This window comes from Bacillus silvicola (genome assembly GCF_050524305.1).
Taxonomy (GTDB): Bacteria; Bacillota; Bacilli; order Bacillales; family Bacillaceae_G; genus Bacillus_A; species Bacillus_A cereus_AT.
The window spans coordinates 486,502-504,293 of the sequence record NZ_JBNGVC010000017.1 but is presented as its reverse complement, the minus strand read 5'-3'; the positions used below and the strand labels follow the sequence as shown (position 1 = coordinate 504,293).

Here is a 17,792-nt window from a genome sequence, read left to right as displayed (position 1 = left end):
GAACTTTGTTAGAGACCGTTTAGATACGCATTGTTACGCGTGAATTGCCTTTAAAATTGACACTTTATTCGTCGTAAATAATACATAATTTTGTTTTACTGTTCTGATTAAAATACGGTCCGTTGTCCCATATGCTGCTCCAATACGGATTGCACTAGGATCTTCAACGCCAGCATAGGTAGCATCTTCAGTAACCTCAATCACATCGCGTAAAGGGATTGTAACCTTCGCCAATTGCCATTTAATTATTAATTCTTCTTCTGTTTTTTTTACATCAATACCTAGCATTATACCAAGACCTTTCTATAATAGAATGCTACACTTCTAATTTTATTATACAAATTTTTAGATTATTTATCTATATGTATGACTAGAATTGGTTTCTACGTGTTCGTATTTAAAGCCTTTCCAACGTATAGAAGGATATGCTGTCTTTCTGATATAAAATATGTTAAGAACTAAAGTTCACATCAAGTTAATATGAATTTGATATGGTTGCAGTATGATGAACGAGAAACATTTAAAGTGGTAGGAAGGAAATGAATTATGAGACTTAAATTAGTAGGAATCTTCACTTGTATGATTGTGGTGTTAGGTATTTTTATTCTTTACACCAACATATCTATTGGTAAAGGACCAAATAGGACAAACTATGAAAATCGTGAAAACTCCATAAATAAAGAGAAAGAAAGTTCTTTTGCTAGTATAGAGGCTGTAGTGAATAAGGAATATGGATTGCCTGAAAACTATAAGCCAAATGATTTAGTTGTCCCAAATGTACCATTCTCATTTAGTGGAACGGTAGAAAAGAGTCACCTTCGTAAAGAGGCAGCTGACGCACTAGAAAAGTTATTTGATTTAGCAAAACAAGAAGGAATTCAGCTGAATGCAGTTTCAGGATTTCGTTCCTATGAGTATCAAAAGAATCTGTATGCCAGCAATGTTAAAAAGAATGGGCAAGAGCATACGGATCGTTTCTCGGCAAAGCCTGGACATAGTGAACATCAAACAGGGTTAACAATGGATGTTTCTTCTAAAAGCGCGAACAATGAACTAGAGCTATCCTTTGCGAATACGAAGGAAGGCAAATGGCTAAAAGATAACGCACATCGTGCAGGGTTTATCATTCGTTACCCAAAAGGTAAGGAGAGTATTACTGGATATGCGTATGAGCCTTGGCACATACGCTACGTTGGAGATATTGCTGAAAATATATATAAGAAACACTTAACTTTAGAAGAATATATGAATATGAAATAAGAGGAGATATTTAATCGCTTGAAGAATGTATATATTTTGTTCGACAAAATAATATTGTTGATAATTAATACAATTTTTCTAAAAAGGCATGGTGGTTGTTATGAAGCTATTAGAGAATAAATTTACGCATACATATGCTTCTGGTGCAAACGCGATTGCTATCCAGGTGGATCATCATAAAATAAAACGATATATACTAGAGTACAGTGATTTACGGCATATTGGTGTGTGTCATGATGATGAGTGTGAATGCGGATGTATGGATTCACACTTACATGAAACAGAAACCATACGGAACGAGGTTACACCGAGTGATATAGTAAGTGATACATGGATTACAGTTTTAGTAGATGAAAGACTGTATGCCGTGCATAAACCGTTTTTTGAGATTATCTATGATGGGGATATTTCATTATTAAGAATTGAAATTGAAGAGAATTACGATGATTTTGTAGGCTTCTCTGTTATACTTTGTCCCAATTGCGGAAAATGGTCTGTTTGTGATTAATCATCATAAACGGGCCATTTTTACTTTAAGTCACTGACAAACATTAAAACTACGATCTCAACAATCTAATACATGTAGTAAGAATATTGGATGATTAAATTGGTACAATCCCAAACTGAGGTGGCGTTGCAATTTAGATAATATAGTAATATCGTCTCGAGGAATGCACTTTGAGCAAAGTATTCAATTTTAATAAATAAGGAGTGAAATGTATGTTTGATGAAATAACAAGGGAAGAACTGATAAATCTAGTAGGTAAAATTGTAGAATGTGAAGGAACTGAAGAGGAGATTGATGAAATGTTAGAAGCTGTAGAAAGAAATGTCCCACATCCAGAAGTAAGTGATCTAATATATTGGAATGATAAAGATCTTAGTTAAGAACAAATTGTAGATATAACACTAGCATATAAACCGATACAGCTTTAGAATTTGGATGCATTGTTATTCTTGCTATATAAATAAAGTTAATGCTTTTTTAGATGAAAATTAGGATGAGTTAAAAATTCAGCAAATCAGGGGGGAGAACTCGCACTTGAGTCCTTCCTCTTATTAAATTCCAGAAAATACAAATTTAGATTGATGCCTATAAATCATTATAGTATAATATACATCTTAACCGATAAAATAGATGTAAATATAAGTAATGGAGAGAAAAGATTGTACTAAAAAATATAAAGTTCATATTAATGTTGTTGATTGGCTCTACACTTTTACTGGCAGGATGCGGGGATACTTCGACATCAACTAATAAGGACACTGTCCAGAAGGTTTAATCCTACACAACTAAGCAAACGAACGGAAATATTGCAATTGTAGGCAACAAAATGAAATTACTGAAACTTGGCCTTGTTCGCTTTGCCAAAAGTCGTGAAGTAGAAGGAAGTATTCTAAATGCAACGATTCGCCGAAACCCAAGTGGTAAATACTTTGTAACCATCCTCGTCGAAACGGAGGTACAAGAAATGCCTAAAATGAAATCCACTTGTGACTACAAAAACAAAAATGTTAAAAATCTAACCATTCGTGAGTGGGATTGTCCTTCTTGTGGCACACATCACGATAGAGATCGGAATGCAGCGCTCAATCTTAGAAATGAAGCCATTCGTCTCTTAACCGTAGGAACTACGGGGATAGGCTATTGAATTAGAAATCGTTAGGTTTCTGTACTTAGGAATTTCACACTTCAAACAGTCCGCAAGGATGTTAAGTGGTGAGTAGTTCAAGATTAAGTGAAGGTATAACCATACATAGCGGTAGAATAATACCATAGGGCATCAAAGATCGATTAGAGTGTTGGTAGCTTTTAAAATAGCTAGTTTATTAAAAAACGAAAAAGTATTTAACGGAATTCCAATAATTTGGTATAATATCTCTGGTATAATGTATATCTAATTATAAAACTTATTGGATTTGGGGAGAAAATCTATGAAACAGAAAAAGATTAGTTTACTAGTATTTACAATTATCATTTCCTTAATTTTTTCAGCTTGTAGTAATAAAACTAATAAAACTGAAACTGGAAGTCAAAAACAGGTATTGAACTTAACGATACCGGAAGAAATTCCGTCACTAGATACGGCAAAAGCGATGGATGGTACATCATCACATATTATGCAAAATATATTTGAAGGATTATATGTACTGGATAATAAAGATAATCCTATTCCAGGTGTAGCAAAGTCATTTGAGAGGAGTAAGGATGGGAAAAAATATACATTTCATTTGAGAAAAGATGCTAAATGGTCAAATGGTGAGATGGTAACTGCACATGATTTTGCTTTTGCTTGGAAACGGACATTAAGTCCTGAAACAGCATCTCAATATGCATACATGTTATTTTATATAAAAAATGCCAAAGAAATAAACAAAGGTATAGTTGCTGCCGATCAGTTAGGAGTAAAAGCAATAGATGATTATACGCTAGAAGTGGAATTGGATCAGCCTGTTCCATATTTATTGCAGTTATTAGCACTACCTATTTATTTACCTCAGCATGAATCGTTTGTTAAAGAAAAAGGAAGTAGTTATGGTTTAGAACCGGAGAATCTTATATATAATGGGCCATTTGTGTTAGAAAAGTGGAAGCATGGACAAGAATTTCAATTGAAGAAAAATAATAGATATTGGGATAAGAAACAAGTAAAGCTAGAAGCAATAGATTTTAATATTGTAAAAGATTCAATGACGGCTATAAATTTATATGAATCGGGTAGTATTGATCGTGCTCCAATTACTTCAAAATATTTTGAGCAATATAAGGGCAACAAGGAATTACATATGAAAAAAGAAGCTGCAATAGCTATGTTACGTTTTAATGAAAAGAACACTACATTAGCAAATAAAAAAATCAGACAATCTATTTCTTTAGCACTAAATAAAGAGGAGATAGTACATCATTTTAGCAATACTGGAGGAACACCCGCAGGAGGTCTTATACCAGCAGGATATACGAATGAAGCAAATCAAAAAGATTTTCGAAAGGAAAATGGTTCTCTTGCTTTGTATGATTTACAAAAGGCTAAACAAACTTGGGAAGATGCCAAAAAAGAACTTAGTATAGAAAGTGTCACACTTGAGCTTCTAACATTTGAGCAAGATAATGAAATACTTATAGCAGAATATATAAAAGGAGAACTTGAAAAACACTTACAGGGTTTAACAATACAGATTAAGCAACAACCATTTAAACAAAAATTGCAGCTTGAACAATCAGGACAGTATGATATCTCTATGGTAGGTTGGACACCTGATTATAAAGATCCAATTAGTTATTTAGAATTATTTACGACAGATAATCCAAATAATAAAATGAAGTATTCAAATTCGAGTTTTGATGACCTTATTAGTAAAGCTAAAAATGAAGTTTTATTAGATCAACAGAAGAGATGGGATTATTTACGAGAAGCAGAGAGAGTGTTGTTAGAAGATGCTGCTGTTGCTCCCCTTTATCATACTGGTAAAGCATATGTGCAAAAGGATTATGTAAAAGGAATTGAAAAACATCAATTTGGTGGTGCTTATACTTACAAAAATGCATTTTTGATTCAAAAATAAAGAGCTTAAAATTGAAAAGAGTTGAGTACTTGATACAAAAAGTATTCAACTCTTTTTTACTTTTCACAAAAAATCCCCTAACCAATAGAATTTTCCTGTTTCAAAGTCTCGTGTTATAACGGTCGACAAGAATCCAGCTTATCCTATAGCAATTGAACAGTTGAAAAAAGAAAAAAGCATACCTAACGGTATGCGACTTAGACAACAAAAGTACTTGAATAACATAGTAGAACAAGATCATCGCTTTATAAAGAAACAAATCCATTCTATGCTAGGGTTCAAATGCTTTGACACAGCTACATCCATAGAGGCTATGCATATGATAAAAAAAGAACAGATTGATTTACGGGACCAGTCTGTCCAAAAACAGAAAGAATTCATCCATCAATTGTTTGAACTTGCAGCATAAAATACAATTCTGTTAGGAATATATGTGTTTTACTAGTTTTTATTTTATCTTTGCACCAGAACCTAGCATATTTACATCAAAATAATGAAAGGTCTAAAGGTAGTTATGGAGATTCTGTTCGTTTTTAATATTAAAAAAATTCCATAAATACAATTGGAAACAAGTTGTATAAATGTTAAAATGAGATATAAAAATGAAAGGATTTTATGAAATGTAAAATCTTTTCACTATTTTTTACTTAAGTGTGTAACTTTTTAAATAAAGTTTTACATAAAAATATTAAAATTTTTTCAGGTCAATATTTGAATTTATATGAATCTGAATGTAAGGAAGGTTTTGGGGATAATATGAGAAAAAATCAAAGCTTAAAACGTTTAGGGGCCACGGCATTAACTATGGGATTATTAGGTGTTGGGGTTCTCCCAAGTAATTCTTATGCAGATGAAGGGGATATAACTAAAGTACAATCAATTTCGTCTAACAAAACTACAGAAGGAAAAGTATTAAGTTATATTGATACCGTAGAAAGTAATGAATTTCTGACTGATAAGGAAGTCAAATCAATTAATCTATCTGCTTTAAATGCTATATATAAAGAAGTGAAAAACATTGCTGACAGCAAATCTGAAGACGAATTAAATCGAATTGTGGTTGAAAAGATTAAAAACAATCAATCAGTATCATTTCGCTCCGCATATTCACTTCAAATACCTGGATTTGGAACATTGACTGATGCTGAAGTTGATTTAGCCAAGAAAAATCCATTTGAATTTGTAACCTATGGGGCTTGTTCCGTTTTAGCAAAGACAACTTCAGAGAAATACTACAGCAACTCAACACTTTATCAAGGAAATGGTGATGCTTTTAGGCACTCTTTTTGGAATGCAGCCCTTGCTAAGGAATTAGGTACTATTAAAGGTCGTGATGTTGGTGTTGCAAGAGCAAAAGTTTGGACAGATGCCCATGAGCAATATTCTAGTGGGGTTGATAAGGAAATGGACCTATATAATAATGAAGTTGGTAGAACGATTGCTTACAACAATTATGCCTGGAGTATTACTCAATATAGTAGTCACATAAGAAATGAAGTTGCAAATGGTTCCATGGTTAGAATTGCTGAAGACAAACTAGTTAGAACAAATGGCGATCTTTAATAAAATATCTCAAAAAAAGAAGTAATATTATATAAATATGCTTTTTTCTTTACTTTTTTGTTTCGTACAAGACAGAATCAATATAAAATAAAAGATTCCATATAAAAAAGACCCTATAGAAAATGAAAAAATCCATTCTATAGGGTCTTTTTAATATAAAGAGAGAATAATCGGAATCAGTGAAATTCGACAATTGAAGGGCGGTGATTATTTACTCTAAAAACACACAACAAGTTCGCACGAAATACCAATTTTACGCAGAATAATACGGTTATATAAAAATCAAATACAGTATCTAGGAATTTCAAGCCCAAGTGCATGAATCTTAGTATATTGGTATACGCCATATAATTGATACTTTATATAAGAATTATCAAATGCTAAATTACTCATACGCAATTTTTATAGTGAATTACATTTTTATTTATAAGAGCTTTTCTTGTGTTGATCTAACTAACTCCTGATTAACCTTGATTAAATTAACCAATTCACATTTTATAACGACTTTTAAACTGTTTTCATGTAATCATTTTGTTAGAATTTATATTTGAAAATCGTTTTATTTTATATGCATATATAATTTTTATAGCCAAGTATGAATTTATCACTTGGTTATCTATAACTTTTATTAGAACAATTACACTTTCCCATTCAATTTCGAGTGAATTTTAGTGTTTCATAATTTAATTATGTAAATAAGTTCGTGTAAAAATTGAATTTAACGCGAACTTGTGTTCGCATCTTTTTTCTGTTATAGTATATATGAGGTGATTTTTATGGATTACAGCAAGCAACGTCAAAAATCCGTACATCGTAAGAAATTATACGAGAATTTAAATGAAATGCCCTTTTACATAGAAGAATTTGTGGAGTACAAAGAATTGCATGATGCCTCTCCCTCCACCCTACTGAATTATGTATATGATTTTAGAGTCTTCTTTAATTGGTTATTATCTGAACAAATTATTGAATTAAAATCCATTAAAGAAATATCCTTCTCTGATTTGGAGAATTTAAAGAAAAAAGATGTTGAAAACTTTATGAGATTCCTAAAACTACAACAAAATATGCAGAATTCTTCTGTTAACAGGAAAATTTCAGCTTTAAAATCTTTATTTAAGTACCTTACCTCCCTATCAGAGAATGAAGATGGAGAATGTTATTTTTATAGAAATGTGATGGCTAAAATTGAAATACATAAAGATAAAGAAACATTAAATGCTCGTGCAAAACGTATGAGATCTAAAATATTCCATAATGATGATGATCAAGAATTTCTGAATTATGTTAAGTACGAACATGAAAAATCTTTAACAAAACATCAGTTATTCTATTTCCTAAGAGATAAAGAGCGTGATGTAGCCATCCTCTCCCTCTTTCTTGGTAGTGGTATTCGTGTAAGTGAATTGGCCGATCTCCGTATGGAGGATATAAACCTAAAAGAAAGACTAATTGATGTAATCCGCAAAGGAAATAAAGAAGATTCAGTATGGATTACCCCAATTGCATTGAATGATCTTGAAAAATATATGGAAATTAGGGATAGCAAATATGCTCCAGGGAAAGAATTACAAAATGTATTCTTATCGAAGTATAAACATACTGCACAGCCTCTTTCTGTTAGGGCTATCCAAGATATAGTAGAAAAATATACTAAGGCTTATGGAAAAAGAATGTCTCCTCATAAATTAAGACATACATTAGCAAATAAATTATATATGGAAGAAAAAGACTCGTTACAAGTAATGCAGCAACTTGGGCATACGAGTCAAGATACAGCGTTGTTATACACTCAACTTGGGGAAACAACTATTAAAGATAGTTTAGGCAGAATAGGGAAAGAAAAATAATAAAAGGTTCAGCTCTCATATGATTGCTGAACCTTTTATTATTTATTGTAATTTTAATTTTATTATGTAAAAAATACATAGTTTATCTGTCGCTTCGTTTGGGATATGAATGATGAAAAATATTAATAAATATTTGAAAAACTATCTTTAATTTGAATGTAGGTATATAAATTCATGAATTTCAGTTAGTATTGTATGTTTCATTTTTCTCATCCTTCTCTATTTTATTTTTTTCAATGTTACAACTTAAAATGTAATCTATTTAAATTTGTTATTACGCACTTCTTACTGTTCGTAAAAGAGATCTAATTTTTCCTTTAATACTTTGTGTAAAACTTCTTCACTTGTAGGTTGCCTTTTCTTTTCACCAAACCTAGTGCTTCTGCTTGATCTTTTTTGATTTGTAATTAAATCCCAGAGTGACCCCTCATACCTCGAATCGTTTCCGTACCCCAACATTCGTTAGAATAGAAAAGAGGCATCTTTCCGAAGCAGGAGAGATGCCCTATTTTACAACAATAGAAATTCAAGATGAAATTTTTTGTGCCAGAATCTTACAATTTAATCTAGTCTCTGTAATTTAAATTTTTGATTAGTACTAGCTGTAAATGGATATACTATAACATTTGTTCCATTTTTAGTACCAGAACCAGTTACATCTAAATACCTAGAGTTTTTCTTGTTTTTTAAATAAAAATATCCATTTCCTGCATCTTCAACTATCCAATAATGCTCTTCATAGTATTGGTTAGGTGTAGCAAAAACATTGTTAGAACCTTGATAGTCATTCCAAGCTAATATTAAATTTTCATTTGTTATACTTTTAATTTGATAGGCCTTTTTATTTGAATCATATACTAACTTCCATTTTTGATGATTACCGCCGTTATTGCTCCATAAGGTAACATTATTCGTTGATCGATCCATATCTATAACGCTACTATTATTTAACGCAGAAAATAGTTGATAGGTACCATTCAAATTAGCTCCAGGAATGTTTTCTCCTACTTCTTTATATATGACATAATCCATTCCATTGACCGTTGCTATTACCGCATATTGGTCTTTTAAGTTTAATGGAAGCCGGTCAATCCACATGCTTGCATTTGGTCCTCCGCTCCACATATTATGAGTAGTCCGTTTTGTTAAATTCATAACTTTATAGGACGCATTTGGTGCATTTGCTCCCGTTTTTATTTCAAATGTATAGGCATTGTGTATCGGTTTGTAGAAATATTGAACACTTGACGGACGAAGTCGATCCATAAGATCCTGCTCTTCTTTCTCCGCAATTTTCACCGATTCATATAATTTATCAGCATAATTCTTAAGATCTTGCCAGCTATCTTTTGCTGTATTAAGATCTGCTTTTATAAAAGCAAATTCTTCTGGGGTAATAAATGTGATATTTTTTACTAAATTATTATATTTTGCTGCTACAGTATCCCAACTATTAGACATTTTCTGTATAGAAGTAATAGCTGTGTCAATTGTTTCCGCCATATTCGTAGTCTTATTTTTTGCATCAGTTATAATAGCTATTTCTGCTTGTGCCCCAGAAATTTGTGCTTTTAAAATTTCTATTTCTCGCTCAGCAGATGCAATATTACTTTTTGCTGTTGCAATCAGCGGTCCACCAATGATACACGTTATTAACGTCGCGCAAAGTACTGAACCTGCAATAATTTGATCATTGCTTTTTTTGATAGACTCATTATACCCATTAATTCGCTGTTCTAAATATGGAATACCTGCAGTTGTACTAGCTAAAATAGTCGTTAATTGAGTTGTATCTTGTTTAAAGTTTTGCGTATCTGCTGTCATTTTATTTCGGAATGTTTTCAGCTGTTCCAATAGCTCGTTAACTTCACTTTTATTAGTCAATATACTTTGATACAATTTTTCGAGCTCAGTTTTCAATTTTTCAGTGTCTTTTTGATCTATTGCAGCTAATAAAATACTATAGTGTGCTTGAAATGTATCATTATAATTTACAATGTTTTGATTCGTATTCATAATACGTGGTTTAAGATTATCTAACCAATAGGTCGCGTTTTTTTTTGCATCGTCCTGGTGCTTCAACATATTTGCTCGTAAATAACTATTAAGAGAACTTATACCACTAAGGTCTGTCTCTTGTTGATTACGTATTGTTTTGGCATATGAATCCATAACAAGTACATTAGACATTGCTGGTGCTAGTACATCTTGAAAGCCCTCAGGACCAAGTGAATAATTATGAATGGTTTCTTGCGATATAGTTGTATGGACTTTTTGTTCTGCCGCGAAAGAATGAAGTGGTACTATATTACTTGTTGCCATTCCAGCAATCATCATTGATAATAAGAATTTCTTGTACAATTTCTTATTCATATTATCCCACCTACGCTTTTTAAGAATTCGTATCTTTTAGTGAGCATTGAGGAAGTTCCCTGCTCAAGTTTGAACAGGGAACCCTTATCACATAAAATCAATTGATTATTTTGTATCTACTAATTTAATATCAGTTTCATAAAGATTTGCAGCAGTATCTCTAACTTCTTTCCAACTATCTTTAGCCACATCGAGATCCTCTTTTATGAAAAATAGATCGTTAGGGTCCATAACTGCAATATTTTTAAGTAAAGATTTATATTTTGATCCAACTACATCCCATTTGGTTGAAAGATTTTGTAGTGCAGTAATTGCTATATCAATAGTCTCTGTTAAGGATTCAGTTTGCTCTTTTATATTGGTTAAACCAGCTACTTCTAATTGAGCCTGGGTTATTTGTCCTGTTATATTCTTAATCTCTTCCTGAGCCTTATCCATCTCTTGCTTTGCTATAACAATTCCCGCTATACCTCCTGCTGTTGCTCCTAAACCACCTACAATGAACACCACTCCTAGTTTAGCTCCTAAACCAGTACCAATTAGAACTGCTCCACCTATAATAGCAAGTGGACCTAGAGCCGTTGCAACTGCTGAGGCAATAAGAAGTTTATTATATTCAGCAATTGTAGCATGATACGTTGTGAGTTGATTTTGCAACAGCGGAATTCCAGCATCTTGACTTGCTAAAATAGACGTTATTTGAGTTGCATCTTGTTTAAAGTTTTGCGTGTCTGTTGCCATTTTCTTTCGGAATTCTCTCAGTTCTCCTAATAATTCGTCCACTTCCGCCTTATTTGCTACAACATCATTATTTAGCCTTGTAAGTCCATTTGATAATGTTTCCTTGTCCTTATTGTTTACAGCTGCTATTAACGTATCATAGTAATTTTGAAATTTAGTATTATAATTAATAATGTTTTGATTCGTTGAAATCATTTGCGGTTTAAGTTTATCTAACCATTGCCCTGCATTTATTCTGGCAATATTTTGATCATTAATTATTTTCGTTCGTAAAGATGTATCAATTGAATTGAGCCCATTGAAATTGGCATTTGCTTGTTTAATGATTGTTAAAGCATAAAGGTCCATTACTAAAGCATTTGACCCTGTATTTGTTATTGCCTCTTTAAGACCCTCTGGTCCTAATGAATAATCCGGGTACTCGTCCGTTGTACCTGTTTTAGCGTGAATAGGAGTTGATTTTGCCGTGCTTTCCGCTGCAGAAGCATATGTTGGCATGATACTACCTGCTGCCATTACCGTTATTAATGCGGATAAAGCCATTACTTTATAAGGCTTTTTTGTCATTTTTGTCTTCTCCTTTAACTTTCAGTATAATCATATTTCACTCTTTGCTTAAACTTAATTTATTGTTACATTTGAAATGAAATTTTCAAACTTTTTTGTTTGCAAATACAGTTCATCACTGAATTCTTTGAGCTGAATTAATTGATTTTGCAATCCAACACTATCCATGTGTGCCCCTGCACTCAGATTGAGTTGGATTTGGATCATTGTATCATTTAGCGCTTTCCAATCATTCATCAAATACTCAAAAGTAGTAATTTGCCTCTTAATCATCTCAGTAAACCCATTCATTTGATCCTCAATAAAAGTCATTTCAGTCACTTGAATTTGGGTTTCTGCTAACTGCTGAATTAGTGGTAGTAATTCTTTTTGTTTCTGCTCAATGATCCTAGCAGAAGCAGCTGTTTGGCTGTCGAAAAGATCTAAAATTCCACCACCAAGAGATGAAATAGAGATAAAATCTATAGTTTGAGTCTGAGCTGCTCCGCCCGCAATCGTAAAGACTTGCTTCCCAATATTTATAACGCCGTTACGAACTTCATTTGGTCTATTTAAAATTTTTGCGAGTTCTACCAGTATCTCTTCTTGAAGTCTTTTAATATCAGCTCTTAGCTGTGTAACAGTTCCATCTGACCCCTCTAAGGATTGAACTGCTATTTTTGCTTTTTCAGAAAACCCTTTGTTATCTTGAAGCAATAAATCATTAAAACGATTTATCTGCAATAAGGTTTGGTTCATACTATCTTGGATAGTTTGTACGTCCTTTTGTAGTCTATTAAAAGCATTTACAAAACTCACCTTTGTTTCCGCATCTGTATTTACCGTTTCCGCTAAATCATATAATGTACCATAATAACCATTGAATCTTGTACTAAAACGCTGCATATCTTGATTTAAATCAACTAACTTAGGATTATATTCATCTAACCATTCGCGAACATGATTTTTTACAAATTCTTGGTGATTCGTTAAACTGCTCATACCAGTCCCTTTAATGGTTGGTTGCTGTAAAATAATTAATCCATATGCTTGCGCTAAAGGTGATTGTGAACCTAACGTTCTAATCGAATGTGATAATGTATTCGCATTTTTGACATTTTGTACATATGTTGACTCTGATTTAGACTGCACCCTCTCCGCGTAAGCACTTACATAGTTGGAAGGACTTGCTAATATTGCTGTAACCAATAATCCTGTAACTAAAGTTTTTTTCACTTGAACTCCTCCTTTTCTTATTTTTTAAAGAGAGATTCTAGAATAAGTCTGTTACAATTACTATTTTTATAATGGAAATAGCAATAGATATTAACTAGATTCTTTCTTATTCTCCTTTTTCGGGGGATGGAAAAAGAAACCCCCTATTAGAATATATAAAAGTCAGAAAATACGCAATGTTATGATTAATTACTCACTATAAGATAATAGTGACTAGTTTTTTTTATATTTTGTTATATATACCATTTGAAATATATGTTTTTTTTTTGGTAATGTCATATTTAAAATAAAAAGATATATATGAATTAAGAAATCCATCGTTAATTGTCATAAATTCTACAATATTTTTGAATGTGCTTATCTTTCCAAAATGTAAAAATAAATACTCTTAAATTATGTTGGGGATTAAAATTTAACCTGTGACCGATTTTTACACGTATCTAAGCTTGTACCCCATGCCATATTGGGAAAATTGTACGTTTAGACACAATTTGGACACATTTGAAGCATCTCCTGTACGCTAAGAGACATCTGTCCAGAAAACCTTATGTTTATGAACAGAGGATAAAATTCAATAATATCAACGTTTTCTAGCTATAATCATGTTCATAAAGTGTGTAAATAAATCAATCAATGTTCAATTAAACTTAGTTTTTTATCTTTCTGAACATGTAGTTATCTCTAAAAAAGGCTGTAACACCAAGGGTTGGCATCCCTTAGCGTACAATTTTCCCAGAATGATATGGTGACCCCATGCCCATCAACTTAAGGATGGATACAAAATTAACTTTTGTTCAATTGAACTAAAATCTCCCAAAATGGGGACAAGTTATTAAAAATAAGCACACGAAATAAACCCTAACGGGTTTCATTTTTTTCTTATGCAGCTTTCTTTTGCTTGCTACATCCACTATACTCATAGATAACACCCATGATATCAAAGACAGTTTTCTTCTCATATCGATGAGATTTCCGCCCGTTTTTCTCTAGAAGGTGGAACAGGCGGATCAGAAGCTTTGTTATCTCTTGGGTGCTTTTCCCTATGGCTTGATAGAGGAGAAACAGATGATCTTGGATCATTCCAATCGCTTTATATTCACTTAATTCTTTTTGCTTCTTTTGTAACACAAGTTGGCGCATTTTAAACATCGTAGAAGAACATAAAAAAATAGCGATGAGTTTCCCGTATAAATGGCACTCTATTCTTTCTTGTTTGACGGTACGACAATGATTAATATCAAACAATGATTTCCACGTTTTAAAAACAATTTCTATCTGCCAACGCAATGTATATAATTCATGTACTTGTTCCATCGGAACCCATTCCCAAGGTGCATTTGTCACATATACATTTAATCCCGCTGCTAATTTACTTTTATCTGAATAGGTTTTGTGTTTTGACTTTTCTTTTTCTGCAATTTTCTCTAGACGTTTTTTTAATTGTGCCTCTGTTAAACGATGAAAAATGAGACGTGAAAATAGCTGCTGTTTATCCCCAATATAAGCTTGCTGATATTCTATCGTTTCGCCTGGTTGGAGTTGATTCAAAATCTGTATGACATTGATTTGTATGTATTCTGATTGTTTTTTAATGGAACCATTTTTAAAATATTCCGGATTTGGATTTTTTACATATACGTTCGTATTTAACTTTAACCTCGAAATATAATACGTACCACGTTGATCCATTTGATCTAAATCCTCTAATGAAAAATACCCTAAATCACGAATACATAAATCGCCTGGCCGTAACGTATCTAAACATTCTGTTCCGAATGTTTTATCATTATTTTTTCCAGGTCCCACTTGAAAATTAAGAAATTGCCCACTATGTAAATCATATTCTAATTGAATTTTGATCCCAGCTGTTTGAGCGCAGCCACCTGAACCAGGATATATATGTTCCAAAGTATGGGGTACTTGAAACATAGTGGCATCCATGATGCGAATGCGTTTAAAATGAGCAAAAAGTTGGTTAGAAATGTGAGTCTGCTCACAGATTTTTTGTTGTAACAATAACGAAAAGACATGCTTTAAAAATAACACTGATTTTGCAGTAAATCGTTTATTTAAGCCCTCTGGGCTGAGTAAAGTACCTGTAGCTGCATGAAGTCTACTACATAATCGGACTAAAGGATCACTGGCCACCCGTTGGCTAATCCAAATACAAATGGTAGCTAAATCTGATCCTGAAAACTTGCGTTTTCGCTTTATAAACTTAATCTCTCTTGCTAGTTCTTCCAAAAATCCAGGTGTGATATAGCGCTGTAATTCTTCTGCAAATGGTTGTAACTCCTCTTGAATCGAGAGATTCATAAAAAACGTCACCCTTTCTCATAGATTATTAAGAAAGAATAACGTTTTTTTGTACTTGGGGGTAGTAAAAAGTCTTAAGTTGATGGGCATGTATGGTGACCCCTCTATGGATCTATTCAATTTTTTATACATTCCTATCTTGGCGCGGTTTTAGGGTTCTCGTTTGTTACTGGATTAGCCGAAAAACTGTATAAAATCTTGCATGCTCTTAACGTGGGGTTTTTCCAAAATGCTGGCGGTCCCCCATCGCCATCAAGCTAAGAAAAGCAAATACCCCCAAAACGAAAAAATAAGCCGTTGTCTGTCAAAAATACATGGAATTTTCATCCTGGAGGTGTTATAAAATTCTTGAGTTGATGAGCATGGGATACCATCAGGAAAATGCTGATTTACAACGATAAGCCCATTTCCAAAACGATTTCCTAGTTTTTAACAACACCAAGAGAGTTTTAGTGATCTTAAAGAATGTAATGATACTACATTATCCAAATTAATATGGTATTCTTCTAGTAAATTGATATGCCTCCCTAAAGGTGACTATAGAAAGCTATGGGAAAGGAACAAATAATCATTCCTTATTCCATTAAAGGGGCGGATTAATAGAACAAGAATAAATTATTTCTTCTATCGAAATATAACCCCAAAAACAAAATAATCCGTTAAGTAATTCTCATTGCACAAAAAGAGGTGTGGAAAAATATCATTAACATCAGTTTTATTAAATGTGTTATTTAAAAAGGGTGATGCTAAAAGAGATAAAGGGTTAACTACCCCAGAAAATATCGAAAGGTTTGACAACCTTGATTACTACGGGGATAAAAGTGAAGACCATTTGCTTGACGTGTATTATCCAAAGGATACGGACAAACCTTTGCCAGTAATTATATCGATTCATGGTGGTGGCTGGGTGTATGGGAACAAGGAAGCTTATCAATTTTACTGCATGAATTTAGCCCAGTACGGGTTTACGGTAGTAAACTTCAACTACCGTCTTGCACCAAAATATAAATTTCCAGCGGCTCTGGAAGATGTAAATTCGGTTTTTCATTGGGTGAAGAATAATTCAACAAAGTTTCATATGGACTTAAATAATTTGTTTATTGTAGGTGATTCAGCGGGAGCCCAGATTGCAAGTCAGTATGCAGCAATAATAACTAATTTAAAGTATGCAAAACTGTTTGACTTCAAAATGCCTGATATAAAAATAAAAGCAATGGGATTAAACCACGGAATGTATGATCCTCTCGATAGAATAAAAAACAAAGAAACGAAAGAATGGTACAAGAGTCTTTTAAATGCTTTGATGAAGGACTACCTTGGAACAGAAATTTATAAATATGAAAAGGAAATGGATTTTCAGTCAAACATTACGTCATCTTTTCCTCCGTCCTTTGTGACTTGTAGTGTTAATGATGGATTGGTTGGGATTCAACCTGTTTTCCTTAGTAAATTAGAATCCGCAGGACTTCATTATATTTACAAGGAATATGGTCATAATGACAAAGCTAGCGGTCATGTATTCCACCTTGACTTAAGAAAAGACGAAGCAACAATACTTAACAACGAACAAATAGAATTTTTCCGCCAATACATAGGCAAATGAGTGGATATCTAGTAAGAAAGGAATTGAAACAAGCTGAAAATGGGGTTCCGCCACATGCCTATCAATTTAAGAATTTTATTACACCCCTAGGATGAAAATTCCGTGTGTTTTTGACAGAAAACAGCTTATTTTTTCGTTTTGGGGGTATTTGCTTTTCTTGGCTTAATAGCGATGTGGTGCTATCACATTGCTATCAACCTAAGCTCATGTAACTTCAATGATAAGCAAGAGTATTTCTTTTTTCAAAAATCTATATGTAAATGCTGTAAAGATTTGTATACGAAATAAAACCTAATGGATTTCATTTTTTAATTTAAGCCGCGGGATTATCAAACTTGGTGCAATTGAAAGCAACACCTAATATATCAAAGACCGTTTTCTACTCATACCTATGAGATTTTCGCCTTTTTTGCTTTAGGAGGTTGAATAGGTGAAATAGAATCTCTGATAGCTCTTGAGTGTTTTTCTGTATAGCTTGGAAAATAAGAAGAAGGTAATCTTTAATTATATATGGCCTTATATTCACTTAGTTCTCGTTACTTTTTCATAAGAAGTAATTACCGCATTTGAAATATGGTAGAAGAACATAGAAAAAGAGCGATGAGTATTCCATAAATTAGGGATTATCATCACTCTCGTTTGATATTGTGCCAATCATGAATATGAAATAAGGATTTCCAAGCTTTAAAGATAATTTCAATCTGCCAGCGAATGGAATAAAAATCATGTATTTGTTCCAT

General features: G+C 32.7%; 12 protein-coding genes and 4 pseudogenes. 9 read left to right on the top strand and 7 right to left on the bottom strand.

What is annotated here, in order from left to right:
* Nucleotides 1–33 precede the first annotated feature (33 nt).
* Nucleotides 34–288 carry a SunI/YnzG family protein gene (locus ACP6L7_RS33950; protein ID WP_097831075.1) on the bottom strand — a complete coding sequence of 85 codons (255 nt, stop codon included), beginning with the start codon at nucleotides 286–288 and terminating at the stop codon, nucleotides 34–36.
* Between the two features lie 258 nt (nucleotides 289–546).
* Here ACP6L7_RS33950 and ACP6L7_RS33945 point away from each other — a divergent pair, with 258 nt between their 5' ends.
* From ACP6L7_RS33945 to xerS, 8 genes and pseudogenes are all read left to right on the top strand, one after another.
* Nucleotides 547–1,260 (top strand): M15 family metallopeptidase, encoded by a 714-nt coding sequence (locus tag ACP6L7_RS33945; RefSeq protein ID WP_071735009.1) that lies wholly within the window; start codon nucleotides 547–549, stop codon nucleotides 1,258–1,260.
* Between the two features lie 100 nt (nucleotides 1,261–1,360).
* The gene (locus tag ACP6L7_RS33940; RefSeq protein ID WP_097831076.1) at nucleotides 1,361–1,768 is read left to right on the top strand and encodes a hypothetical protein; all 408 of its coding nucleotides are present in this window, start codon (nucleotides 1,361–1,363) and stop codon (nucleotides 1,766–1,768) included.
* A 212-nt stretch (nucleotides 1,769–1,980) separates the two neighbouring features.
* The gene (locus ACP6L7_RS33935) at nucleotides 1,981–2,148 is read left to right on the top strand and encodes a bacteriocin immunity protein (RefSeq protein WP_097831077.1); all 168 of its coding nucleotides are present in this window, start codon (nucleotides 1,981–1,983) and stop codon (nucleotides 2,146–2,148) included.
* Nucleotides 2,149–2,543: 395 nt separating this feature from the next.
* A pseudogene (locus ACP6L7_RS33930) lies at nucleotides 2,544–2,912 on the top strand (zinc ribbon domain-containing protein); the annotation flags it as partial.
* A gap of 283 nt (nucleotides 2,913–3,195) precedes the next feature.
* A complete protein-coding gene (locus tag ACP6L7_RS33925) occupies nucleotides 3,196–4,824 on the top strand; it encodes a peptide ABC transporter substrate-binding protein (RefSeq protein ID WP_097831078.1) in 1,629 nt (542 codons plus the stop codon).
* Nucleotides 4,825–4,912: 88 nt separating this feature from the next.
* A pseudogene (locus ACP6L7_RS33920) lies at nucleotides 4,913–5,233 on the top strand (DDE-type integrase/transposase/recombinase); the annotation flags it as partial.
* Between the two features lie 347 nt (nucleotides 5,234–5,580).
* Nucleotides 5,581–6,387, top strand: a complete 807-nt coding sequence (locus ACP6L7_RS33915) for a DUF6973 domain-containing protein (protein ID WP_098361743.1) — start codon at nucleotides 5,581–5,583, stop codon at nucleotides 6,385–6,387.
* Between the two features lie 776 nt (nucleotides 6,388–7,163).
* Entirely contained in the window at nucleotides 7,164–8,237 is a 1,074-nt protein-coding gene (gene xerS, locus ACP6L7_RS33910; RefSeq protein WP_087952154.1) for a tyrosine recombinase XerS, read from the top strand.
* A 561-nt stretch (nucleotides 8,238–8,798) separates the two neighbouring features.
* On the opposite strand, the gene ACP6L7_RS33905 is transcribed toward xerS, so the two are convergent.
* The 5 genes and pseudogenes from ACP6L7_RS33905 to ACP6L7_RS33885 all read right to left on the bottom strand — a co-directional run bounded on the left by ACP6L7_RS33905 (nucleotide 8,799) and on the right by ACP6L7_RS33885 (nucleotide 15,449).
* Nucleotides 8,799–9,164, bottom strand: coding sequence for an RICIN domain-containing protein (locus ACP6L7_RS33905; RefSeq protein WP_430529748.1), 366 nt, complete (start codon nucleotides 9,162–9,164; stop codon nucleotides 8,799–8,801).
* Nucleotides 9,165–9,533: 369 nt separating this feature from the next.
* Nucleotides 9,534–10,610, bottom strand: a pseudogene (gene nheC, locus ACP6L7_RS33900) (non-hemolytic enterotoxin subunit C); the annotation flags it as partial.
* A gap of 105 nt (nucleotides 10,611–10,715) precedes the next feature.
* Entirely contained in the window at nucleotides 10,716–11,918 is a 1,203-nt protein-coding gene (gene nheB / locus ACP6L7_RS33895) for a non-hemolytic enterotoxin subunit B (protein WP_097831081.1), read from the bottom strand.
* Nucleotides 11,919–11,972: 54 nt separating this feature from the next.
* Nucleotides 11,973–13,133: a non-hemolytic enterotoxin subunit A gene (gene nheA / locus ACP6L7_RS33890; protein ID WP_098361744.1), complete on the bottom strand. Its 1,161-nt coding sequence runs from the start codon at nucleotides 13,131–13,133 to the stop codon at nucleotides 11,973–11,975.
* A gap of 879 nt (nucleotides 13,134–14,012) precedes the next feature.
* Nucleotides 14,013–15,449 carry an IS4 family transposase gene (locus tag ACP6L7_RS33885; RefSeq protein WP_430529099.1) on the bottom strand — a complete coding sequence of 479 codons (1,437 nt, stop codon included), beginning with the start codon at nucleotides 15,447–15,449 and terminating at the stop codon, nucleotides 14,013–14,015.
* A 724-nt stretch (nucleotides 15,450–16,173) separates the two neighbouring features.
* Between ACP6L7_RS33885 and ACP6L7_RS33880 the strand changes: the two genes are divergently transcribed.
* Entirely contained in the window at nucleotides 16,174–17,052 is an 879-nt protein-coding gene (locus tag ACP6L7_RS33880; protein WP_240523194.1) for an alpha/beta hydrolase, read from the top strand.
* A 313-nt stretch (nucleotides 17,053–17,365) separates the two neighbouring features.
* On the opposite strand, the pseudogene ACP6L7_RS33875 reads toward ACP6L7_RS33880, so the two are convergent.
* Nucleotides 17,366–17,792 (bottom strand): annotated as a pseudogene (locus ACP6L7_RS33875) (transposase); the annotation flags it as partial.

Excerpts from the sequence above, each read along its gene's own strand:
- ACP6L7_RS33950 (WP_097831075.1), bottom strand. The coding sequence starts at position 288 with ATGCTAGGTATTGATGTAAAAAAAACAGAAGAAGAATTAATAATTAAA.
- ACP6L7_RS33945 (WP_071735009.1), top strand. The coding sequence starts at position 547 with ATGAGACTTAAATTAGTAGGAATCTTCACTTGTATGATTGTGGTGTTA.
- ACP6L7_RS33940 (WP_097831076.1), top strand. The coding sequence starts at position 1,361 with ATGAAGCTATTAGAGAATAAATTTACGCATACATATGCTTCTGGTGCA.
- ACP6L7_RS33935 (WP_097831077.1), top strand. The coding sequence starts at position 1,981 with ATGTTTGATGAAATAACAAGGGAAGAACTGATAAATCTAGTAGGTAAA.
- ACP6L7_RS33925 (WP_097831078.1), top strand. The coding sequence starts at position 3,196 with ATGAAACAGAAAAAGATTAGTTTACTAGTATTTACAATTATCATTTCC.
- ACP6L7_RS33915 (WP_098361743.1), top strand. The coding sequence starts at position 5,581 with ATGAGAAAAAATCAAAGCTTAAAACGTTTAGGGGCCACGGCATTAACT.
- xerS (WP_087952154.1), top strand. The coding sequence starts at position 7,164 with ATGGATTACAGCAAGCAACGTCAAAAATCCGTACATCGTAAGAAATTA.
- ACP6L7_RS33905 (WP_430529748.1), bottom strand. The coding sequence starts at position 9,164 with ATGGATCGATCAACGAATAATGTTACCTTATGGAGCAATAACGGCGGT.
- nheB (WP_097831081.1), bottom strand. The coding sequence starts at position 11,918 with ATGACAAAAAAGCCTTATAAAGTAATGGCTTTATCCGCATTAATAACG.
- ACP6L7_RS33885 (WP_430529099.1), bottom strand. The coding sequence starts at position 15,449 with ATGAATCTCTCGATTCAAGAGGAGTTACAACCATTTGCAGAAGAATTA.